Origin of the sequence: Burkholderia ubonensis subsp. mesacidophila (assembly GCF_002097715.1) — a bacterium.
Taxonomy (GTDB): Bacteria; Pseudomonadota; Gammaproteobacteria; order Burkholderiales; family Burkholderiaceae; genus Burkholderia; species Burkholderia mesacidophila.
In genome coordinates this window covers 908,309-931,314 of the sequence record NZ_CP020738.1, presented here as the reverse complement: position 1 = coordinate 931,314, position 23,006 = coordinate 908,309, and the positions used below count along the sequence as shown (strand labels likewise).

Annotated in this window: 18 protein-coding genes; 2 read left to right on the top strand and 16 right to left on the bottom strand. The window is 61.5% G+C overall.

The annotated features are described in order from the left end of the window. Nucleotides 1-16 precede the first annotated feature (16 nt). The gene (gene catA, locus B7P44_RS21765; RefSeq protein WP_084908082.1) at nucleotides 17-919 is read left to right on the top strand and encodes a catechol 1,2-dioxygenase; all 903 of its coding nucleotides are present in this window, start codon (nucleotides 17-19) and stop codon (nucleotides 917-919) included. Between the two features lie 38 nt (nucleotides 920-957). Next, complete coding sequence (catC, locus tag B7P44_RS21760; protein ID WP_084908081.1) at nucleotides 958-1,248, top strand: muconolactone Delta-isomerase; 291 nt, start codon at nucleotides 958-960, stop codon at nucleotides 1,246-1,248. A gap of 75 nt (nucleotides 1,249-1,323) precedes the next feature. Here catC and B7P44_RS21755 read toward each other — a convergent pair whose 3' ends face one another. The 16 genes from B7P44_RS21755 to tssB all read right to left on the bottom strand — a co-directional run bounded on the left by B7P44_RS21755 (nucleotide 1,324) and on the right by tssB (nucleotide 22,582). Beyond that, nucleotides 1,324-2,196, bottom strand: coding sequence for a hypothetical protein (locus tag B7P44_RS21755; protein WP_133117876.1), 873 nt, complete (start codon nucleotides 2,194-2,196; stop codon nucleotides 1,324-1,326). A 33-nt stretch (nucleotides 2,197-2,229) separates the two neighbouring features. After that, nucleotides 2,230-2,763, bottom strand: a complete 534-nt coding sequence (gene tssJ / locus B7P44_RS21750) for a type VI secretion system lipoprotein TssJ (RefSeq protein ID WP_084908079.1) — start codon at nucleotides 2,761-2,763, stop codon at nucleotides 2,230-2,232. 13 nt (nucleotides 2,764-2,776) lie between these two features. Further along, nucleotides 2,777-3,904, bottom strand: a complete 1,128-nt coding sequence (tssG, locus tag B7P44_RS21745) for a type VI secretion system baseplate subunit TssG (protein WP_193834303.1) — start codon at nucleotides 3,902-3,904, stop codon at nucleotides 2,777-2,779. Further along, nucleotides 3,868-5,682, bottom strand: coding sequence for a type VI secretion system baseplate subunit TssF (tssF, locus tag B7P44_RS21740; protein WP_084908078.1), 1,815 nt, complete (start codon nucleotides 5,680-5,682; stop codon nucleotides 3,868-3,870). Before tssF ends, tssG begins: the two co-directional genes overlap by 37 nt. A 9-nt stretch (nucleotides 5,683-5,691) precedes the next feature. Beyond that, nucleotides 5,692-7,272: a type VI secretion system protein TssA gene (gene tssA / locus B7P44_RS21735; protein WP_084908077.1), complete on the bottom strand. Its 1,581-nt coding sequence runs from the start codon at nucleotides 7,270-7,272 to the stop codon at nucleotides 5,692-5,694. Nucleotides 7,273-7,280: 8 nt separating this feature from the next. Next, a complete protein-coding gene (locus B7P44_RS21730) occupies nucleotides 7,281-10,997 on the bottom strand; it encodes an ImcF-related family protein (protein ID WP_193834302.1) in 3,717 nt (1,238 codons plus the stop codon). Nucleotides 10,998-11,102: 105 nt separating this feature from the next. Further along, nucleotides 11,103-11,393, bottom strand: a complete 291-nt coding sequence (locus B7P44_RS21725; protein WP_084908076.1) for a PAAR domain-containing protein — start codon at nucleotides 11,391-11,393, stop codon at nucleotides 11,103-11,105. 72 nt (nucleotides 11,394-11,465) lie between these two features. After that, nucleotides 11,466-12,731, bottom strand: a complete 1,266-nt coding sequence (locus B7P44_RS21720) for a KPHS_23130 family T6SS system protein (RefSeq protein ID WP_084908075.1) — start codon at nucleotides 12,729-12,731, stop codon at nucleotides 11,466-11,468. Nucleotides 12,732-12,791: 60 nt separating this feature from the next. Then, nucleotides 12,792-13,862: a T6SS immunity protein Tli4 family protein gene (locus tag B7P44_RS37205; RefSeq protein WP_157915377.1), complete on the bottom strand. Its 1,071-nt coding sequence runs from the start codon at nucleotides 13,860-13,862 to the stop codon at nucleotides 12,792-12,794. Further along, nucleotides 13,859-14,071, bottom strand: coding sequence for a hypothetical protein (locus B7P44_RS21710; RefSeq protein ID WP_084908074.1), 213 nt, complete (start codon nucleotides 14,069-14,071; stop codon nucleotides 13,859-13,861). The genes B7P44_RS37205 and B7P44_RS21710 overlap by 4 nt, the downstream gene beginning before the upstream one ends. Beyond that, complete coding sequence (locus tag B7P44_RS37200; RefSeq protein ID WP_157915376.1) at nucleotides 14,068-14,970, bottom strand: T6SS immunity protein Tli4 family protein; 903 nt, start codon at nucleotides 14,968-14,970, stop codon at nucleotides 14,068-14,070. The genes B7P44_RS21710 and B7P44_RS37200 overlap by 4 nt, the downstream gene beginning before the upstream one ends. Nucleotides 14,971-15,175: 205 nt before the next feature. After that, nucleotides 15,176-16,078: a T6SS immunity protein Tli4 family protein gene (locus B7P44_RS37195; RefSeq protein ID WP_157915375.1), complete on the bottom strand. Its 903-nt coding sequence runs from the start codon at nucleotides 16,076-16,078 to the stop codon at nucleotides 15,176-15,178. Further along, the gene (locus tag B7P44_RS21690; RefSeq protein ID WP_084908072.1) at nucleotides 16,075-17,865 is read right to left on the bottom strand and encodes a lipase family alpha/beta hydrolase; all 1,791 of its coding nucleotides are present in this window, start codon (nucleotides 17,863-17,865) and stop codon (nucleotides 16,075-16,077) included. Before B7P44_RS21690 ends, B7P44_RS37195 begins: the two co-directional genes overlap by 4 nt. Before the next feature lie 30 nt (nucleotides 17,866-17,895). Beyond that, a complete protein-coding gene (locus tag B7P44_RS21685) occupies nucleotides 17,896-20,364 on the bottom strand; it encodes a type VI secretion system Vgr family protein (RefSeq protein WP_084908071.1) in 2,469 nt (822 codons plus the stop codon). 81 nt (nucleotides 20,365-20,445) lie between these two features. Beyond that, complete coding sequence (gene tssC / locus B7P44_RS21680) at nucleotides 20,446-21,996, bottom strand: type VI secretion system contractile sheath large subunit (protein ID WP_042587270.1); 1,551 nt, start codon at nucleotides 21,994-21,996, stop codon at nucleotides 20,446-20,448. 73 nt (nucleotides 21,997-22,069) lie between these two features. After that, entirely contained in the window at nucleotides 22,070-22,582 is a 513-nt protein-coding gene (gene tssB / locus B7P44_RS21675) for a type VI secretion system contractile sheath small subunit (protein WP_084908070.1), read from the bottom strand. Between the last annotated feature and the right edge of the window lie 424 nt (nucleotides 22,583-23,006).

Here is a 23,006-nt window from a genome sequence, read left to right as displayed (position 1 = left end):
GATATTGGAGACACGCATGAACAAGGACGCCATCGACGCGCTGCTGAAGACCTTCGACGATGCGGCTGAGAAGCCCGGCAACCCGCGCGTGCGCGCGATCGTCAACCGGATCGTGAAGGACCTGTGCTACACGATCGAGGATTTCGACGTGCAGCCGAGCGAGTTCTGGACCGCGCTCAACTACCTGAACGAGGCCGGCCGGGAATTCGGCCTGATCGCCGCGGGCCTCGGCCTCGAGCGCTTCCTCGACGTGCGGATGGACGAGGCCGAAGCGAAGGCCGGCATCCACGGCGGCACGCCGCGCACGATCGAAGGGCCGCTGTATGTCGCGGGCGCGCCGGAATCGGTCGGCCACGCGCGCCTCGACGACGGCACCGATCCGGGCCAGACGCTCGTGATGCGCGGCCAGGTGCTCGGCGACGACGGCAAGCCGCTCGCGAACGCGCTCGTCGAAGTGTGGCATGCGAACCATCTCGGCAACTACTCGTATTTCGATCAGTCGCAGCCGGCGTTCAACCTGCGCCGCTCGATCCGCACCGACGCCGAAGGCCGCTACAGCTTCCGCAGCGTGCTGCCGGTCGGCTACAGCGTGCCGCCGGGCAGCAAGACCGAGCAGCTGCTCGACCAGCTCGGCCGTCACGGTCATCGTCCCGCGCACATTCACTTCTTCGTTTCCGCGGACGGTTATCGTAAGCTGACGACGCAGATCAACATCGAAGGCGATCCGCACATCTGGGACGATTTCGCATTCGCGACGCGCGACGGGCTGATTCCGAAGATCAAGCAGGCTGAAGGCGCGCAAGGCAAGGCGTATGGCGTCGACGGTCAGTTCGCGCTGATCGACTTCGATTTCACGCTGGTCAGGGATCGTTCGAACGTGCCTGAGAGTGAAGTCGAACGCGTGCGCGCGCAAGCGTGACCGGCTTCGCGGCAAAACGATAACGCAAGGAGCGTGTGATGCTGTTTCATGTGGAAATGACCGTCAACCTGCCCGCCGACATGGATACGGTGAAGGCAGCGACGCTGAAGGCCGAAGAGAAGGCCATGTGCCAGCGTTTGATGCACGAGGGAGTCTGGCGACATCTGTGGCGGATCGCGGGCAAGTATGCGAACGTCAGCATCTTCGACGTTCAAAGCGTGCAGCAGCTGCATGACGTGTTGAGCCAGTTGCCGCTGTTTCCGTACATGCACCTCGAGGTGCGGGCGCTGTGCAGGCATCCGTCGTCGATTCGGGATGACGATCGATGAGTGATGCGCGGCCCGTGCCGCCGGATGTCGGGTGCATGGGCCGCGAAACGTCACGCCGTGTGACGCCGCGCGCGACTATTCGATTGCCAGCAACGTCCCGGCAAATTCGGCGCCGTCGCCGACCTGATCCAGCGTCCAGCACCGTTGCGTGCGCAACTTCATCCATTTCGTGTGCTCGCCGTCCTTGAATGCGCTCCCTGTCGACACCTTGGCCTTGCCCGTCGAAAAATTCACGCTGAGCGTGCGCATGGCGCCCGAGTTGCGCATTACCGAGCTGTCGTCGTAGCCGATCAGCATGAAATTCCCGCCCTGCCACCGGAACGTATAGGTGGTCGATCCCATCTCCCAGCTCCCCGCGCTGGAAAAGCGGCTCAGCGTGATGCGCAACGCGCCCCGGCTGATGCTCACGCCGCCGTCTTGCAGCACGTCGTCCATGCACGGGGTATCGCGGGTCGGGATCAGCGTTTCGTTGCGCAGCGCCAGCGCATAGCGGCCATCCGGCTGCGCAAAGGCAACGACGAGGATGCGCGGATTCGCGTCGAACGGGTTCTCGCACATGCCGTCATGCGATATCACGTTGGCGGGATCGTTGTCGCGCAGGACCAGCACGAGATCGTCACGGCCGTCGCCGTTCAGGTCGCCCTTCGCCTGAAGTTCGAGCTTCCAGCCTTTGGGCACGAAGTCTTCGGGCTTTTCCGCCAGTGTTACGAGACGCGGGGATGGCGTGTCCTGAACCGCCTGCGCCGACACGTGAGCCGGCGACATTGCGAGCATCAGGCCGACTGTCAGGGTTAGCCATCTCGACGGCGGGACGAGCCCACTTGCGACCTCTTCGTGTTGAATGTCCTTTCTGCTCGTCATGGGGCGATTGGTCTTGTGGGTTGCGTTGATTGGAAGTTGCACGATCGGGCAGGCAGGCATTGCATCGCGCCCCCGCTTACGGGGCATGTGCTATCGGCTCTCCATCTATGCCGATGTTATTCATTGGGAGAACTCGAAGCGAGGCAGGTCTCCCGCCGCTCGCATCTCGCTCGCAAACAATTCAAGCCGCAGCGGCTTGTCTGCGTCAAGCCGCTTCCTTTCAACGACGCGTTTCCAGTTTTCATCGCTTCCCGGTTTGCGGTACAGCACGACGACCGCGACATACTTCGCGTCCCGTTGCATCGTCTGCGACAGACTTGCCGACGCGCCCGGATTCACTGTCGTCGACATGCTCGCCTCCAGATCCTGCGCGAGCACAGTCTTGTCGTTCTTCAACAGGTCGTCATACGAAGCGCCGTCGAACAGCTTACGATCCTTCAATTGATAGACGCGCACGGCGACAGAAGTCGCCCGTCCCGCATCGTCCGGATTCAATGCGGCGCGAGCCGTCAGATCAACGTTAAGCACCTTGACCTGCCTGAAGAACACCGCGCGATAGGCGCTCGACGACGCGTCCGAGACGGTCTGCCACGCGCCGCAGGCCGACAGCAGCAAGACGGACGCGACAGTTGAAACGGTGAAACGGATAGCCATTTGTGTTCCCCGGTCAGGCATGTTGAGTGAGGTGCGGATTAGGCCCTGGCGTCGGAAAAGCGTGACAAACCCCAAGCGCGATATTGATCAGGCGCTCTTCATCGGCAGGCAGCACCGTGGTCCAGCCGAGACGCGGCGCCGAACCTGCGCGGGCCGCGCTGATCGCCGGTTGCGGCGCATGCCGGGACGACATCTCCATCCGCAGATGTACGTCGGCCTTGACACCGACATACAGCTGAACGGTTGCCATCAATTCGCGATGCAGCCATGCACCCGGCAGCAAGTCATGCGCCTGCTGCACATCTGCTGGCCGCAGCGTCACACGAACCGCCCGGCCGCGATATGCCATTCGTTTCCCGAGCACATAGCCCCCACCCAGCCCCTTGCGCTTGCCATTCTCCGATGCCATCGCGATGCAGCCGACCGACGTGAGCGGCTGCGGCCGACCGGTCGACGTCACGACAGGCCAGAACTCGTCAACTCGTACGCCAACGTGCGGAATCGCCAGCGCAACCACACCCGTCAGTCCTTCCGGCGTGCGAGTCCGCTGAATCAACAGCCCCAGCAGCGCCAGCATTCGCGAGTCGGGCAATCCGGCTCGCTTCGGCTTGTCGCCCCAACCGAACCCGGCCAGAGACAACAGGCTGCGCGAATGCGCATCGACGCCGCCCGGCCGGAAGCTCTCCGGATAGCGGTACTTTTTCCACGCGCGGTACAGCAGCGTGACGAACCGATGATTGAACTGGTCGAGAAATGCCTCGACGACCTCGTGCCCCTCCTCGCGCAACGCGATCTCGTCGATCATGTGCGACGGTACCGCCGCGTCGACACCATATAGCCCCATGAACGTCGTGCGCAGGGTCGGTGGAGCATCGAGGCGTTCGTCATCGAACTCGACCGACGCGACTTCGCCAGCCGGAAAGCCCATGCGCGGCCTCGGTCGGAAACGCACCGGCTCATGCTCGATGGCATCTCGCATGCCGAAAACCGGCTGGTCCGACACACGCAGTTCGAGCAATCGGCACAGCTGCATGAAGCTCATGCGCGGCGCGCGCGCCAGCAGCGACGCAACCAGCGGATCGAGATTGGGCAATTCGACCGATCTCATAGCGGGGCCCGCTGCGCCTTGCTGCGCGGCCATTCGATCCTGGCCTGCATCGGCAGGCTGATGATCGCGAGCTTCGTGAACAGGTTGATATCGGCATACAGCGCGAAGAACCGGTGCAGCAACTCGCCGAACAGCATGACGTCGCCCTCGCCTGCGAATGCATGACTGTCGAGCGTGACCTCGATCAGCGCGCCACGCTCGACCGAGCCGCCGGACACCTCCTCGATCATCTCCTGCGATACCCAGAGAATTCCGGCGAGACGCCGGCGATTCAGTTCGTCGCTCGTCCAATCGTAGAGCGCGAGTGCGCCGCGCAGCATCTCTGCATCCATCATCGACAGGAAGTTCGGCGCTAGGTGCGACAACACGCGCCACTGGAACCGGTCTCCCGTGGGCGGATACAGCGGCAACGTCGGCGACACGAGATTGCGCACGCCGGCAACGTTCTGTGTGCTGACCGCAATTTCATTGAGGCTCGCCTCCCGCAGCCCCTTGCGCGGCAGCATGCCGTTCGTGCCCGTTACACGCAGCGACAGGCTTTCCTCGGGCAGCGTGTCCATGCTTTCCCACGCATGGCCGCCGAGAATCACCCACGTTTCGTGCAGCCCGGACACGCCCGGTCGTACACGCGTGTGAAAATAGCGCTCCGGCGCCTCATGCCGCAGCATGCCGCCGCGGTGCCGGAACGTCGCGAATGGAACGTATTCGTATCGCTCGGCCGTGTCGTGGTCGAACGTCGCGATCGCATCGACCGAGTAGGTTTCGACATGCTCGCCCTGATGGCCTGCCGGCACCACGCGATACTCGGTTTCGTGATGGTCGATCTCGATCGGTTCGGCATCGAGTTCGAACAGGTTGATCACGGGGCTGCAGAACAGCCGCACATTCTCCGAGCTGAATCGCTGGTCGGACGGCCACGCATGTTTCAGCACGATCTCCAGCTCGAAACGGGTCGATTTTTCGGGCAGTTTCGCGATGTCCAGGCCGCACAGATCGACGAACAGGAATTTTTCGCGGAACGTGAAGTACTCGAGCAATAGCTGATACCCGGAGAAAGCCGCATCGGCCTTTGGCCATAACCGTTCTTCGGCCGAGAAGCCGGCGGGCTCTATCGCGATGCCGGCGAGCGGAATCGCTTCGCCGTCGCGGATTTCCGGAACGCGCCAGTGGACCGCATCGACCTGCCGCGTGAGCGCGAGATGCATCGCGAACGCGGTCGGCAAGTCCGCGTTCAAATGCAGCCGCAGCCGCGACAGATCCGTTTCCGTGCGGAGCGCAGATCCCTCGACCGCGAAGCCGAGCCGGATCACCGAACGGCCGTCGTGGCGCACGGCCGGCCCGGCGTGCGTGATCACGACAGGCTGCAGCGCGACGGCTTGCGTGGTCCGGTACAGACACTGGACTGTTCGCGGTGTTGTGCCGTCAGTACCGCCCGGGGATGGCACGTTGATCGGCGCGGAACGGACAGGCACGCCCGCCGGCACGACCTCGGTCTTCTGCAATTTTTCCGCGGGCGGGATCAGCTCGACGATCGACAGCGACGGAATCATCCGCAGATAGTGCGGCCACAGAAGGCTCACGAGCCCCTCGGTAAGTTCCGGCAGTTCGTCGTCGAGCTTCTGTCTGAGCCGGCCGGTCAGGAACGCGAAGCCTTCGAAGAGCCGCTCGACATAGGGATCGCGATCGCCGACGCGGTCGAGATTGAGCAGGCGCGCACGGTCGGGGTGCGCTTTCGCGAATTCCTTGCCGGACTCGCGCAGGTAGCGCATTTCCGCTTCGTAATAGCGCAGGATGGGATCGTTGTTTTCCATTGAATACCGTTACGAAAGAGTCAGCGCGCGTGCCGGATCGAGCACGGTCAGTTCCGCCTGCAATTCGACGATGCGGCGGGCGAGCGTCGGTTTGTCGGCATCCTTGCGGTTGCTCATCGCCTTCAGCGCCCGGACCAGCTGCTGCTTGACCTCGAACACCAGCGCCGGCTCCCAGCGCATCAGCGGCAGCGATCGGGATGACGCATCGAGTTCGGCGAGCAGCGCGAGCGCCGTATCGGGACGGCCTACATGATCGGCGAGGCGCGCCATCACGAGCCGTTGCAGATAGCGATGGCGATCGGTCTTCATGCCCGGCAGTGCTTCAAGCCAGCCGAACGCAGTCTCGACGCCATCGCGCGCTGCCAGTTCCCGCGCCTGCGTCTCGATTTCCGGCCAGTCGCCCGCGGCATCGCCTTCGCTGTCGGCCGAGACCGGCAGGGGCGCAACCGTCTCGCCCGCCTCAAGGTCGCGCACGACGGCGTGCCGCGCGATCCATTCGAGCGTCGCATCATCGGCGAACGGCGTGCCGTCGTTGAACGCCAGCCGTTCAATGCCGGGCAGCCGTTCGAGGAACAGCGCGAAGTCTGCGCGCAGCAGTTCGCGCCACGTGTTGTAGGGCGCGCCGATGTGGTCGAGCGCGACGTGCTGGAAGTACTGCAGGTCGAACCACAGGTGATTTACACCCTCCATGAACGTGGCCTCGACGCGCTCAAGCAGTTCATGCCACTGCTTCTGCAACACGAGCCGCTTCATCTGCTGGCGCAGCTCGCCCCGCGGCGGCACGAGACGCGTGCGTGCCGCCGCGTCCGACGGTGGAACCTCGTGAAGCGTGTCCCAGCGAACGCTGCGCACCAGCCGCACCGAGGGCAGATAGCCGCTTTCCTGATCGCGTAGCCAAACTGCCATCCTGCGCGCCTGGTCAAGCAGATCGCGCGTCGATGCGATTGCGCTGGACGACGCGGGAGCCGTCGCGGTGGACGACGCTAGCGGCGCCGGGGCCGTATTGCATGTCGATTCATCGTTGCGCGCGAACCGGGAAACGAGTGGCTGGAGGTTCGGGCGCGCGGCTTCAGGCCAGGTAGCCATGCCGGCCGACAACACATCGAGCGCGGCGAGCGCCCGCTCGAGATCGGCCGGCGCAACCGCGCCGCGGCTGTCGAGCAGATCGAGCATGCGCGTCGTCGCCAGCATCTCGAGCGCGCCCCTCTTCGCCTCGCCGCGCGCGGGCAGCACATCCTCGCCGAATCGGTCGACGAACGCGGCCGCCAATTCGAGTGCGTCCGCGAAACCGGCGGGCCCATCTTGTCTCAGCCGTGCGAATGCGTAGTAGCCGGCCAGTCGCAGATCCTTTCCGGTTTCCTTGATCAGTTGCTCGCAGGATCGGATGATCAGTCCGTCGTCAATGCCGGAGAGCTTTTGCGTTTCATCCCGCAATTCAAAGAATGCGTCCTCGTATCCCGGGTCGCGACCGACGCCGGAGTCGCCCGCGAGTGGTTGCAGCCACGCATCCCACGCGTCGAGCCGCGCTTTTCCAACGGAATCGTCGCGATTCCCGCCGACGAGCGTTTTGACAAAATTTGCAAGCGTCATGGGAGACCTCAATAAACCAATACGTCGCCCAACAGCCGCAACGCGTGTCCGAACGGCGTGGACAATGGCTCTGCCGACGCGGAAGTCGTCGTCAATGATGATGTTGCGCGCGGCTGTGTGTTCTTCGGAGACGTGGCGTCCACGACAGTACCGCGCGCGGTTGGTTGAGCGATTTCCTTGGCTGCCGCAGCCGACGACAGGTTGTCCGATACCGTCAATCCGCCGGGAAGGCCCGGCGGTAACGGCACCGCAGCATGTTGCGCCGCCGCGATCGCCGACGGCGGCAGCGGCGGCGGATTGATGGCGGATAGATTGGGACCGCCCGTTGCCGCCCCCGTCACGAATACCCGCTTCGGCAGTGAAAAATTGCGCAACTGGAGCACGTCGAGGGGCCCGGCCCCCGCTTCGCTGCGCAGTTGGACCTTGAGCGGAATCCCCTGACTCGTATCCGGCGTCCAGGTCAGCAAATAGCGTGCGTTATCCTGCTGCGACACCTTCGCACGCTCCAGCAGCCGGATCAGGCCGAACCGGCCCTGTGAATCGAGCGCGGTACGCAAGCCGCCTTGCTCGGTCTGCCATTCGATATGCGACAGGTTTTCGAGCGACTGGCCCGGCCACTCGAACGGCACCCATTCCTGCTTCTGGTTGAAATAGTGCAGTTCACGTCCGGACAGCACGAACTTCATGTCGGTGACGCCCGGTGTCTGCACGGCCTGCAACTCGTAACGCACCCGCGCGTCGCCCGCCGGGAACAGCACGGTTGCGATGCGCGTGAGTTTGTTCAGTCCGGTCAGGAACGCCGGATCGATCGTCAACGCGCCGTGGTTGGCGCCCTGCGCGACGACCCAGCGGTCCCCTTGCCGTTCGATGACGCCAGCGAGCTGGGTCGCCACGAATTGCGTGATCACGCCGTTGTCCGGCCGCATGAAGCGCGCCATTTCGGGCAGCGATGCGTCGTTATCGGAGTCCGCAAACGGATACCGGCCGCCGAACGTCTTGTTCCAGTCGGCCGCGATTGCGGTGCTCCAGATTTCGTTCAGGCTCGATGCGGCCGGTCGCACGACAACCTGCCAGGCCTGATCGAATGGCGCACGGAACAGCGCGCCGAAACCCGACCATTGCTCGCCGAGGCTCGCGGCCAGGCGGCTCGCATAGTCGCGGCTGTCGGCAATGTCGGACGTCTTGCCCTGCAGCACCGACTGTGCGGCCAGCCGCGCCATCGCATCCGGATCGGCATTGGAAACGATCTGCGACGCCTTGAGACGCATGGCCGTGACGCGCTCGAGGTAGCGTGCGAGACTCAGGTCGCCTGTCGCGGCTAACTGGGTGGCGGCCTTGCCGGTGACGGGAGCGCCGGAAGCCAAGTCGCTGCCGGTCAAGCGGAGGATCGGGCCGAAAGCGGCCGCCAGCGGCGCAAGCTGCGGCTGAGCCTGCTTCGACGGATCCTTCTCGTCAGCGCCGACGAGTTGTTGTGCCTTGCTGATCAAGGTGTCTGACAACGATTGCGCGGTCGCGCCCGCTCCGGCCTGGTAGACAATCGCGTTCATCAACGCGACAAGCGGCGAGCGTTGCGCGTCGCCCAGCAGCGTCAACTGATCGGCCGTCGCCGACAGCGTCGGCGCCTGTTGCCAGCGCAGGCTATTGAGGAACTGGGCCCACGCCCGTGCGTAATCGTCGAAGTAGCGCTGGCGGAGTTCGGCCTTTAGCGTCGACGGAGCCTGATTGCCGGTTTTCGCGTCGGAGAGCACCCAATCGCCTGCCGTGTTGTGCTGCCCGCTCGCGTCGTCGATCGCCTTCGAGATCCGCTCATCCCACGCGGCGCGCGTAAACACGCCGGGAACGCTCGCTGTCGTATTGAACAGACCCCGACTGGTCGTATCGCCTAGCAGCGTGGCGAGTGACACCGGCGGATACTTCGGCGTCGCGTCGTCGAGGATTTGTTGGTAAACCGCGTCGGTCGAGTTCTGGATGCCGCGCACACCGATGACCGTCTGGCGCGTTGAAGCGATGAGTCCGAGATCCGGAGCAATTGCGAGCAACTTACCTTGGCCCAGGTGATTTGCGAAGAATGCGATCGTGTGCTGGCGGAGGTCTTCCCAAGCGCCCGGCGACAATGGTGAGTTGGTCGGACGAGCGGGCGCGGCCGTCGCCACGAGCTCCGGCGTCAGGAAGGAAGCGACGGCGCGTTCGGGCTTCGCGAGCATCATGTAGGCCTTGAGCGTGTCGTAGGCGGCCTGTACCTGCGCATTACCGCCACTGGCGATCTCGGCGTCCGACAATGACGCGAGTTGATGCAGGCGTTGCTCGAGCTTCTCGCGGATTGGCGTAACGAGGATGCGGTTCGTGGCCAGGGTGTAGCTCGGCCATAGCGCGTCGAGCAGCGCGCCGTCGCGGTTCAGGCCGAAACGTGACGTCAAGGGTGCGCCGTCGCGCTGATGGACTTCCAGTGTATCGATCTGCCGGTCGAGGCCGTCGAGGGCTTGCATGGCTTGCGTGCGGTTCTGCACGGCGGACAGTGTTGCGACCGTGTCAGCCGCGCTTTCGATCGTTCCGCGGTTCACGAATCCGGACAGCATCGTGCCGGCCATCCAGCAGCCGATCAGGACGGTGGTTGCCCATGCGACCGTGGTCGACAGTGAGAAGCCAACGCGGCGACCGCGAACCTTGCGGCTGTGCTCGGCGACGGTCTGCCAGATCGTTCGGTGCTGAGGAGCGAGAGGCGGTTCGTCGTCGCTCGTCCCGCTGGACGACGGAGGCGCCAGCTCCCGCTCCTTGAACAACGGAGCGAACAGGAGGCCGTGGACTGCGTGCCGCCAGACGCGGGACTGGGTGGTTTGCAGCACGAGATCCGAAAGCGCACCTCGGAGATTTGCAATGTGCTGCGACAGTTCAGCGGGATAGCGGTCATGCGCATTGCTGGCGAGGCGTACGACGCCTGTTTCGGCAAGATTTCCGGAAAGCGCTTGCAGCGACTTATCGATGTCGTCTGCGTTCATCTTCACGTTTGACCAGGTGAAACCGGTGGCTTCGTCCGCATCCGATGATTCGCCACCGAAATCCGTCACGTTGAGCAGATAGGCCGGCGCGGCCCAACGCAGCGCGCGCGCATGGCGGGCGAGCCTTTGCGCAAGACCGTCAAAATCAAACGATGGCTTGCCCGAGCTACGATTGCGCGTCAGCGCCACGATCGCGTCGACCGGGCGACGGCGGCGCAGACGCCGGATCTGATCGAGCCATTCCGTATCTAGTGTGCTGCTCGTTTGCCTCGCATAGAGCAGGACTGCATCGCCGGTGATCGCGTAACCGGCGTCGGTGAGGCCAGGCGCGAGGCGCTTGACCAGCGGTTCGTCCCCGGCGACCAGCACCCATCGTTCGCGATAACGCCAGCGCAAGCCGTGGCGGTCACGCAGCACGCTACGCAACGCGGCAGCGCGCGACCGTCCTCCATCCGGGGCTACGCTATCGTGTCGCTTAGTCGATGAATCAATCTTTTTCTCGACCCAATGCATAACGCGCCGCCATGCAACGGCCGGGCGAGACGACGAATCGTAGCTGGACCACAGAAACAGCACGACGAATGCAATGCAAAGCACGACGATCCATGCCGCACGCTTTTCGGCTGAATGCAGGCCGATCCAGGCATCACCTCTGAACCAGATTATTAGTCCGGGCAGAATGACCAGTGTGACGATGCTCAGAATGTCGATCCGGAACTTGCGAAGCATATTGAATAGAGATTGAATCGAGATTGCTCATGCGGACACTGCCGCACGTCCCGCAGGTTAACGACGTGACCGAAACCCTCTTGGCTCAGGCGTTCCGGCTTCTGCTCAAGCATCGACATAAGATGAATGCTGGGAGGGAAGCAAGCGCGGCGGCGGATTGCACTTGCAGACGCACAGATCGTCGCTCAACGCACCTTCCCTGCCATCGGGTCCTCTCATCGATATGCGCGCGCCATCGCACACAATGTGTCCCGTCGACTGACAGACAGGACACCAGACCTCATCGCGCTCGTATGCTTGCTCGCGATCGCCAATTCGGTCGTTCGAATCTCCACCTAACACGGTTCCGTTCGATGTTGTCGTGTCGCCTTTCAGAATGTCGTACCGTCTGACCATGACGTGATCTCCTTACCAGCGGCGTAATTCGTCGTTCGTCGCACAATGCAGTTATGCGGCGCGTTGAGAAAGTCACACGCCGGCATCGTTGGAATTGATATTTCTCACAACGGAAAAACAAGGGCCACGCTCTCCGCCAGTGATAAAAAGCTGTGACGAACCATCGTGAGCCACCGCCTTGGCAGCGCACGCCACGCCAAACCAGACCGCAGCCTTGCCTGCGTGACCGATCATGAAATCAAGGTTCGCCAGTTTCGCGGCGATACCTGCCTTGACCAGAACTGCGGTTACCTCATTCCCCGTGGCGGCACCAAGTCCGCCTTGCCAGATGCGGCTGACGTCTGCGGCTTCCAGCCTTCCCCATCGCAACGCGCGACTGAGGGCGACGTCCAGCGAACAGTCGTATGTCTCGTTCGGTCGATGCGCGAGAGCAATCGACGCAAGCTTGAACCTGCTGCGCACGTCTTCCGGCGTGACCAGGATCGCAACAGCAGCCTCCGCGCACCCTTCCGGCGGGAGTGCTTGAAGCAACGGGTTCAGTTGCACGAACACAAGCAGACGGGCCTCTTGATCCGATCCCTGGTTGCTTCGATCGAGCCACGTGTCGAAATACATCAGTTCGGGTGGCTCAGGCAGGACTTCGGCCTTGAGTAGCCGGAGATCGGACTTCCGCCACTGCTTGTCCCATGCATCCGATGCCTCGGCGGTGTTCGCCATTTCCGGCAGCACTAACCCGACCGCCAACTTCAGGTCCGACGGCAACGCGCGGACCGCTTCGGCAACGTCAGTGATTAACGCGCCAAATACGCTCTCGAGCACGTTCAGATATCGCTCGCTATCAGTCTTGAATGGCTTCCCCTCTTTGTCGGCGTGGGGCTCCTCGAACCAGCGGGCGGTCACAGGTGGCGTATCGGGTTTCGGTGTGGTCCGTGGCTCAAGCTTGACGGACCCAGCCAGCAATTTGTCGAATTCGTTTTCCTTCGCGTCGCTGGAGAACCTGTACGCCGCAGCGACGACGGCAAGCGGCCGGCTCGCCTGCTCGAATACGCCATTCACATACCTCGTGCAAGCCTTGTTCCATTCGATGACGTCCGATCGACGACCCTCGTAAACGCTATAGCGCCGCAGCACGACAAAAGTCGCGACTCCGACCGGATACGCCGTAATGCATGTCCAGAACCAAGGGGTCTGCGTCGGCTCACCTTCGGGCCAGAGAAGCAGCACGGTGAATATTCCGGCAACCACGATGACGCAAAACACGATGGCCCAGACGACGCGTGACGGTGGATCGTCAGGTTCCGGTTTTTCGGGCGGCAACTTGTCGAAATCAACGGCCATCTTCGACCTGCTTTCCGAGAGATTCCAGCGCCATCAGGACATCGCGGCGGGACAATGTCTTCATACGGCCCCCGGACGCAGACGAATGGAATCCACGACCGCATCCCACAATTCCAGCGCCTCACCATCGTTGGCGAACGATTCCTTGTTGGTGGGGTAGGCGCTTTCGCCAACGCGAAGCGAGGCGTTCAGGTTTGGTTCGGCCAGCGAGTACGCCTTGCCTGGTGCTTCCCATTTGAAGCCGTAGGTGCGTTTGCCATCTTGTGTGCCGGCCACCAGAATCTCGTCGGCTTCGATCGGGCCGACGGGTCGTGCGCGGTTACGCAACTGGCCAACACCTGCCACCGCCCCCAGTAGCGCAGGCAGAATGCCGCCCGCGCGGGCTCGCAAGCCGGGCCCGACGCTCTCTTGCGCATAGGCCGTCAGTCGGAGCCAGACATCGGGCTTGTCGGGTAGCCGGATGTTCAGTTCCCAGCTTTCGAGGTTGAAATCCCTATCGACCAACATGACGTCATCGGCGACGAAGCCGATGCCTGCCAGTAGCTCACCTGACGCGATTTCCCGCCATTCGCGGGACAGGTCTTGACGTAAGGCTAGCGCAGTGGCCCTCCGGTCCGGCGACACCTCTCCCGAGTACTTCACGCTTTTTGATCCAACCCTAAAGTAGGTATCGAAGCGGTACAGTATGTTTCCCGTCGGGCGATTCCATGAGATTAGCGTCACCGAGCCGTTGGCATGCGTCACCCGATCGATGAACATGCTGTCCCCAGTATTGCGCTGGAATTCGTGCAGTTGCCGTTCCAGTTCTCGCTTCTGTTCTAATTCTCGCTCCTGTTCCGATACAGGTACCGCGATCTGCCGCCACGCACGCTCTTCCTGCTGATGCCGCAGTTCCCACAGTTTCCGTTCGAATTTCCGTTCCTGGTCCTGTTCGTGTTTCGAGGTATGCCGGGTCGCGCGCAGTTGCCGCTCCCGTCCCGAGATCAGATGATCAAAGTCGGCCTGCGTTTTGATTTCGGGCAGCAGCTCAATCTTCACCTCGTTGTACTTGTACGTCTCGACTGTAGCTGCCTCAGCTGGCAGATCCACCAGATGCCGCCCGATTGCGCACGTTCTCCAGCCTTGTTTCATGCCGACTCCTTTTGGTGCCGGCGGTCACCGGAGCAATGCATTTCATTCCGCTTCTCGCAAGGCGACAGGAACACTACCCCGGTCAAGTACCGCATGGCTTCGGCCACCGTCATGGCATGCGGCGCTCCAAACGTGATGCAAGGTGCCAACATGACAACCGGCGCGGCAACCAGCGCCATCAGGACATCGCGGCGGGACAGCGTCGTCATACAGCCCCCGGGCGCAGGCAAATGGAATCCACCACGGCATCCCACAACTCCAGCGCCTCACCATCGTCAGCAAAGGATTCTTTGTTGGTCGGGTAGACGCTTTCACCAACACGCAGCGATGCGTTCAGGTTCGGTTCAGCCAGCGAGTACGCCTTGCCCGGCGCTTCCCATTTGAAGCCGTAGGTACGTTTGCCGTCTTGCGTGCCGGCCACCAGAATCTCGTCGGCTTCGATCGGGCCGACAGGTCGTGCGCGGTTGCGCAGTTGGCCCACACCCGCCACCGCTCCTAGCAGTGCCGGCAGAATACCCCCCGCGCGGACGCGCAAACCGGGCCCTACGCTCTCTTGCGCATAGGCAGTCAGCCGGAACCAAGCATCGGGCTTATTGGGCAGCTTGATGTTCAATTCCCAGCTTTCGAGGTTGAACCGCTTCGCTGCCAGGATCGTGTCCCCGGTCACGAAGCCAATACCTTCCGGCAGTTCGCCGGGCGGGATTTCTCGCCATTCACTGGACAGGTTTTGACGGGTGGCCAACGCAGTTGCCTTGCGGTCCGGCGACACCTCTCCCGAGTATTTCAGGCACTTAGATCCTGCCCGAAAATAAGTGTCGAACTTGTAGTATTCATAGTCCAGGTCCGGATCACTCCACGATATCAGAGTAACCGAACCATTGGCATTCGGTACCCGCTCGACAAACATATTCCCACGCGAAATGTGCTTTGTAGAACGAAGTTCAATTTCCTTACGAGAAATCAAATCGTCGAAACTCGCCCGCGTCGTGATCTCGAGTAGCGGCTCAATCTTCACCTCGTTGTATTTGTACGTCTCGACAGTGGTCGCCTCAGCAGGCAGATCCACCAGATGCCGCCCGATGGCGTGAGTGCTCCAACCTTGTTTCATGCCGACTCCTTTGTGTGCCAGCGGTCGGCGGAGCAATGTGCTTCAATCCGCCTCTGGCAAGGCGACGGGAACACTTCCTCGCACACGTACCGCATGACTTCGCCTACCGTCATTGCACGCGGCGCGCCAAGCAAGATGCGCGGTGTCAGGATGACTACCGGCGCTGCAATGAGCGCTATCAGGATTTCGCGGCGGGACAGTGTCTTCATACGGCCCCCGGGCGCAGGCGAATGGAATCCACCACGGCATCCCATAACTCCAGCGCCTCACCGTCGTTCGCGAACGATTCCTTGTTGGTGGGGTAAGCGCTTTCGCCCACGCGCAACGAGGCGTTCAGGTTCGGTTCGGCCAGCGAGTACGCCTTGCCCGGCGCTTCCCATTTGAAACCATAGGTGCGTTTGCCATCTTGCGTGCCAGCTACCAGGATCTCGTCGGCTTCGATCGGACCGACGGGTCTGGCACGGTTACGCAACTGGCCCATCCCCACCACCGCCCCCAGCAACGCTGGCAGAATGCCGCCGGCGCGGGCGCGCAGGCCGGGTTCTACGTTCTTTTGTGCATATGAGGTTAACCGGAGCGAGACGTCGGGCTTGTTCGCGAGCCGGATGATCATCTCCCAGCTTTCGCGGTTGAAATCCTTGTCGACCAATATAGCGCTCCCGGCCACAAAGCCGATACCTTCCGGCAATTCGCCGGATGGGACTTCTCGCCATTCTCGGGAGAGTTCTTGACGTAAGGCCAGCGCAGAGGTTTTACGGTCCGGCGACACCTCTCCCGAATACTTTAGGCCTTTTGAGCCTGCCCAGAAATAGGTATCAAATTTATAGTATTCATAGTCCAAGTCCGGATCACTCCACGATATCAGCGTGACCGAACCATTGGCATGCAGTACCCGCTCGACGAACATGTTGCCGCGCGAAATATGCTTTGTATAACGAAGCTCATTCTCCTTACGAGAAATAAGATAGTCAAAGCTCGCCTGTGTCGTGATTTCGTGTAGCGGCTCAATCCCCACCTTGTTGTATTTGTACGTCTCGAAAATCGTCGCATCAGTTGGCACATCAACCAGATGTCGTCCAATTGCGCGAGTTCTCCAGTCTTGTTTCATGCAGACTCCTTTTTATGCCATCGGGCTTGCTGAGCGATCTTGACGATGGCGTACATGGTGGCGTACAGCGATCGCCCGTGCTCGTCGCCATAGCTGCCCTGATGGTCATAACCGAAATGCTCGTTACGTTGACCGGGGTTGCCTTGCCCGTGGACGAAACTCATAGCAATTCCGGCCTTGCCCGGCGCTGCGCCGGAATACACCGGCACGGTGCCATCCCCGGGGCAGTCGGGTTGGCTGATGGTGAGTTTGATGCCTGATGAAGTCACGAGCGTGCCATCGCCCTTGTCACTAGCAATGCCCGTTCCGGCAACATCAAGACTATCCAGGGCACGTCCTTCCCATGACACCTCGCCCCAACTGAAGCGGTCCTTGCTTGCCAGCAATCCCGTACCAAGAAGGCCCCCCGCCCCCTTCTCAGTCTCACGCCTGCCCTGCGCGCCGTAGTGGGCGTAAGTCGGGAATGCGTACTTTCCCTGAACTCCCACATGAAACTCGCGGACTTTTGCGATGACTTTGTTCATTGCATTCCGTAAGGATCCGTCCTCAGATTTTGAACTATCCGCTGATTTCGCCTCTGCTTTCTTCTCCCCCGGATTCATCAACCCCAGGTTCCCCTCCGGCACCAACCCATACCACGCGGACGAGCAATAAATCTCGTTGTAAGGGTCGCCGTTCCGCGGCAGCGCAAAAATCTCTTTCCCACTCCCCTTGTCCCGCACCTTGAGCCACGGCTTGCCGTCGTTGTAATCCGCTGTCGGTAGCAGTTCGAGGCCCCCCGGTGCTTGCGAGAGAATCGCAACGACATCTGCCGCATTGCGCCCGAGGAACAGCTTTTCCCCACCCTCAAAACCCGACCGCATGCGCTTATAGGTGGCGGGCGCACCCGTGGCGGGCTGCACGCCGTGCGAGACGCCGAGCACCTTGTCGCATTTGTGCAGTTCCGTGAGCGCGCGGCTGACCAGCCCGCCCATCGAATGGGTGACGACGATCACTTTTTCCGCCATCGGCCGGCTGGGCGCCGGGCGCTCGTTGTAGCAGTACGACCCACCCTTGCCGTCAGGCGTGTCATGGACAACGACGCCTTTGCCTTCGTTGTAGAACGGCAGGATGGTTTGCTCGATCAAATCCTTGATGGCAGCACCGGAATCCCGATTGCTTTGCAGCCAGTTGTACCCGCCTGCCCAGACGTCAAACTGGTAGTTGGCAGCATGCAGGATCTCTTCACGCGTGAGGGCGTCGCCTTCTTTTGCGCCCCATTCTGTGGGTGCGTCCTGGCCGGCTTCGGCAGCCCATTTACGGAGGTCGGCCTCGCACCGCTGGAAGTCATACCGGGACAAATCGTTCAGCAGATGCTGAAGCTTTGCCATGAACGGGTGGTAGCTCGAGCGCATCAACGCGCCCCAACCACGCGCGACCAGCACGCTCTTCGGCAGGCCGCTCTCGCCACCATCGATCGGCCCACTGGGGTCGATCTCTACCGAATCCGTCACCAGGTCAGCGGCACGTTCATTGGTATTCTTGAAAAGATAGATGAACAACTGTGCGATCAAGTCCGCCGCGCCGCGCAAATCGAGATTGGGCGGCTGCCAGGCGCTGGCCTTGCCTACTTTCTTGCGCAAGTTAGTGCCCATGATCCCGGGCAGGAAAAGGACAGGGATGACATAAGGCTTCGCAAGCACGATCTTCTCGCGCTGATCCTCCGTGGAAGTCAGCGTCGCCATGCTGTACTGGTCACCGTTCTCGTCGACCATGCTGTGATGCAGAACGGGAGTGGCATCTGTCATGATGTTCTTCCGAAACAGGGATTGACGGGTTCAGTCCAACACGCGAATACGAACGTGCTCAGTGAAAAGGCTCTTCTGATGTGGCGTCTTGCCAAACTCGTCAGTCAACACCTTGAGCACACTGCCATCGTCCCGCTTGATCTCGGCGCTTGCATTGGCAAGCGGCTCTCCAGTCGAAGGATTCCGGACAACATAGGTATCGGCGAATTTCGCGTGCTTCCACGTATTCATCGATTCGGCGAGTGAACTCGGTCCATGGCGGCCAAAGGCGGCAGATTTGATGGTTCGATGACCTCGGGTGCCATCCTCGATGCCCGTTGCGGAAATCCGAATGTACGAACCGCCGCATTTGAGGATCAGTTCTTCCTTGGCTTCCACCGTGACGCGGCCATTAGCGCTGGTGATGCGCATATCCTTGTCCGACATCAGGTGCATCTCATCGCTCTGCGCTTGTATCTCCACTTTTCCCCGGGCGGCAAAGAGCCTCAGCCCGAGCTTTTGCGCAAAGAGAGATACCAGTTCGCCAGCAGCGACCGTGAAGCGCTTCATGACGCCAAAATCGGCGTTTCCACCGGCAGTTGCGAACAGGTGGTTGTTCGCCGTCAACTGGAGATCAGTTCCGGAGGTAAGGCCCATGCCATCCGGCGCGCTCACGAGTACACCGGATTTTTTCAATTCCTTGAGCGTTCCGTCGAGCAGCGCACGTTGGCGCTCGTAGTCTGCCGCCACGGCCCGCGCTGCACTCGCTGCATCACCGAGCGAGCGCATCTGTTGCAGCGCCAAATCGAGCAATCCTTGCGCGCCCTGCATGGCAAGCTGTTGACCGCTGTCGCCAGATTGAGCTTCAGCAGTGACCAGAACACCCTTTTCGCCTCGAACCGTGGCGTGCCCACCCGTGCGAAGTTCCGCACCCTGGCCGCGTTCCTTTCGGTTCTCGTCGACCAGGTGCCCGAGATTGAGCTCGCTGACCTGATGCGGTGTAGTCAGGTGAATGTGCTCGACACCCTCCTTGTCCTCCATCCGCATCTCGTTCTGCCCCGCGGTGCGGATGAGATTCCGAGTGTGATTGAGGTTGTTGACGAGGTCGGGATGCAAACTGTCGTGCATGGCCCCGATAATCACGGGCCGGTTCGGATCGCCCCCCGTGTGGATGATCGCCACCTCGGCACCATCAATCAGCGGGAAGTGGTGGCCATAGTTGTCGCCACTGTACGGTTTCGCGAACCGCACTGGCCGACTCGTACCGCCAGGACTCCACTCGTCCAGGTCGAACGGCAGCTTGATCACGTACCAGCCCTGTTCGGTCAAGTACGCATACTTGTAATTGCTGGGCGATGTGATACGCGCCGGCAAAATTCCGTCGATCACCGGGCGCCGAATCAACGCCGTCGGCGTGCGCCACACCCGATCGGACGGAATCCCCTCGAACGACACCCAGTACGACTCGTTACGCCCGCCGTGCGACTCGACCGACGTCACGAATATCCCATGCTTCGCATCGGCCGGCTTCGGATCGACCCGCATCACCTCGCCTGCTTCGAGCGCGAACGGATTGCCCGTACCCTTGAAGGCGATCTGGCTGGCCAGATACGCGTCGTGCCTCAGGCGCGCAACGCGCTTGCCTTCCTCCGGCGTCTCGTAGTGCTCGCCCCAGCGATAATCGATGGCGTTGGTCGTCTTGTCGTCGGGCGCAACGCTTTCGTCCACCAGCAGCGACACGCCCGCCTGCCGATGGTTGTAATCGTGCAGGCGCACCGCCTCCGGCACGCGCCGAGTTTCGCGCCCGATCGTCTTGATCGCATCCGCGCCGACACTTTCGAGCCCCGAGTCGCGGCGATACGGAACCGTACGCTGCTTGCGCGCATACGCATCCAGATCATCGCCGAACACGACCACCGCGCGATCCTTCTTCTGCTCCCAGCGAAACCAGATCCCTTCCTCCGCACAGATGCGCTGGATGAAGGCAAATGTCGTCTCGTGATACTGCGTCACGTACTCGCGGCGTTTGTACTGCCCGCGCAACTGGAACACGAAGTCGACGCCCGCGCGGTAGCCGTAATGCCGCAGCGTATCGGTAACGATCTCCTCGACCGACTGTTTCTGGAACAGCCGGCTGGTTACACCGCGATTGAGGTCCGCCAGCATCGGCTCCAGCACCACCCGATAGCGTGTCTCGTCGGCCGAAGTCTCGAACTCGTCGAACTTCGTGATGATCCCGTGAACCGTATACACCGGCGGCTTCTTGCTGAACTGCGCCGCATTCTCCCCGAACATCTTCCTCAGATAGTCCATGTTCGGGTCGATCGGATCGACGATGAACTTGGCCGGTCGCCCAAGCACCTGGTCCATCGGAATGCCGGCCACCGGGCTCGTGAATTCAATCTCGTACCTGTACGGCTCGCTGACCTGGTCGAGTCCAGTGAATTTCAGGATCGAGAACGGCGCCGGGTGCGGCGCCAGCTTCAATTCATAAGCCTGCGAGGGCAAAATCATCGCCATGGAATCCTCTCGTGTGCGCGAACGCAATGCACCGCCGGGGCAACCATCAACACCCCGGCGGCGCATGCGACAGACGTCAGATCAGCTCTTCGCCTTCGGCATCTGCGAAACGAGCGACAGCCCGATGTCCATCCCTTCCACCTGGAAGTGCGGCACGATGAACAGCTTGATGCGGAAGAAGCCCGGGTTGTCCTCGATGTCCTCGACCGTCACCTTCGCCTCGCGCAGCGGATGCGACGCCTGCAGTTCGTCGCCCGGGTCCTTCATCTCGGTCACGAGCCCCTTGATCCAGTTGTTCAGCTCGAGTTCGAGCAGACGACGGTCCTTGGTCGTGCCGATGTTTTCGCGCTGGATCAGCTTCAGGTAGTGCGCGATGCGCGACAGCAGGAAGATGTACGGCAGACGCGCATTGATGCGGCTGTTCGCGGTCGCCTCCTTGGTCTCGTACAGCGCAGGCTTCTGCGTCGAGTTCGCCGAAAAGAAGCACGCGAAGTCGTGGTTCTTGTAGAACGACAGCGGAATGAACCCCAGATTCGCAAATTCGAACTCGCGCGTTTCCGGAATCAGCACCTCGGTCGGAATCTTCGGCTGATAGCCGGTGCCGAGGTCGTACAGGTGAACCGGCAGATCCTCGACCTTGCCGCCCGCCTGCGGCCCGCGAATCTGCACGCACCAGCCGTTGCTCACGAAGCTGCGCACCATGTTCGCCGCGAACGCGAACGATGCGTTCATCCACAAGTACTTGTCGTGATCGGGGCCCTTGACGGCTTCCTCGTAGTTGAACGCCCGCACCGGCGCCGTATCCTTGCCGTACGGCAGACGGCCGAGCACGCGCGGCATCGTCAGGCCCACGTAACGCGCATCGTCGGTATCGCGGAAGCTCTTCCACTTGATGTACTCGGCCCGGTCGAAGTAGTTGCCGATGTCCTGAATCGCCGCGACTTCTTCCATCGACTGCTTGCCGAAGAACGCCGGACCGACCGAGCCGATGAACGGCATGTGCGCGGCAGCGGCAACCTTCGAGATATTGCGCAGCAGCGCAACGTCCATCGGCGAGTTGTTGAATTCGAAATCGCTGATCATCGCGCTGATCGGCTGACCGCCGGGCGTGTCGTACTCCTCGATGTACGTCAAACGGTACAGGCCGCTCTGAATCAGCTCCGGCGTATCCTCGAAGTCACGCTGCAACGCGTCCTTCGACACATCCAGCACCTCGATCCTGGCGTTCTTGCGGAAATCGGTGCGGCTCACCAGCATCTTCAGGCCGCGCCAGCGCGCTTCGAGCGCCTGGAACTCCGGTGTATGCATCACGGCATCGAGCTGGCGGCTGATCTGCCGGTCGATCTGGCCGATATGGAAGTCGAGCAGCGACTTGTCGAGCCGGTCGACCGGCTGGCTCGCGCCGGCAACGAGCTCGAGGAACGCGCCCATGCCACGCGCGATCCGCTCGTCGGCGGACGCCTCGGACAGCATGTCGTTGTCGCGGAACGCCTCGAGCGGACGCGCCTCGCTGACGGGCTTCAGGTTGATCTTGCTGCACAGCGATGCATACACGCTGTCGATGTCCCCGTGCGGGGCGTCGAGCACGACGGTCTCGGTCGCGCCGGTCTGCTGCGTTTCAGTGGATTTCATTTCGTGTCCTGTCTGCGATCGAATCGCAACCTGTTTTCGGAATGCGGTGAAGGCGCGCTTGGCCCAGCTCCGCTCACGCATGCCCTTCCGGTTGCGTGGCGGCGGTGGCGATCTGCGACAGTTCACCGCGCAGCTTGTCAGACAGCCGCTTGTCCTTCAGCACCTTCTCGAATTCGCGGCGGAACGTGCCGTTGTCGAGGAGGTTCGATTTCAGGTCGCGCAGCAGGTTGCGCATCGCAAGCAGTGCCTGCAGTTCAGGAATCTGTCGTGCGACCTGCTCGGGCTCGAAGTCCTTCATCGAGCGGAACGACAGATTGACCGGCAACTCCGATCCGTCGCCCGCCAGCGTGTTGTCCGCGGCGATCTTCAGGTCCGGCGCATAATCGGCGAGCACCGCGTCGAAGTTGTTCTTGTCGATGTTGACCTTCTTCCGCTCGGCAAGCGGCGCCTGCTCGCGGCCGGCGCTGAAGTCGCCCGCGACGAGCAGCTTCAGCGGCAGCTCGACCTTCTTCTGCGCGCCGCCGGTGTGCAGGTCCAACGTGATCGAAACCCGGCTCTTCGGGATCTCTCTCTGAAAGCTATCCAATTCGTTCTCCTTATCTCATGATGCTTGAAGATTCCGCAATGCACGTCCATGGTACGTGGCCAGCAGATGCCCAGTCGCTCGCGACGCCGATGTCCTCGGCCCCACGGTGCTCATTGCGAAAGACTGACTCGGATACCCCGTAGCACTGCATCCGATTCACGGATTCAGGAAATTACCACGACACATTACATGCAGTAAACATCAATCCATCAATTCACATTAATTCAACAATTAAGACAAGTCATAACATCAAGCACATACTCCAGAAATTTTCTCAAAAACCACTCACAAACCAGCCTACCCTGCCGCCCACCCCCACTGACACAGATGCAAACATCACACACAACACCATGATTTTCATGACATATTTCACTTAATCCCTGCCACGAAACAGCACCACATTCTCAAAACTTATTGCGACAAT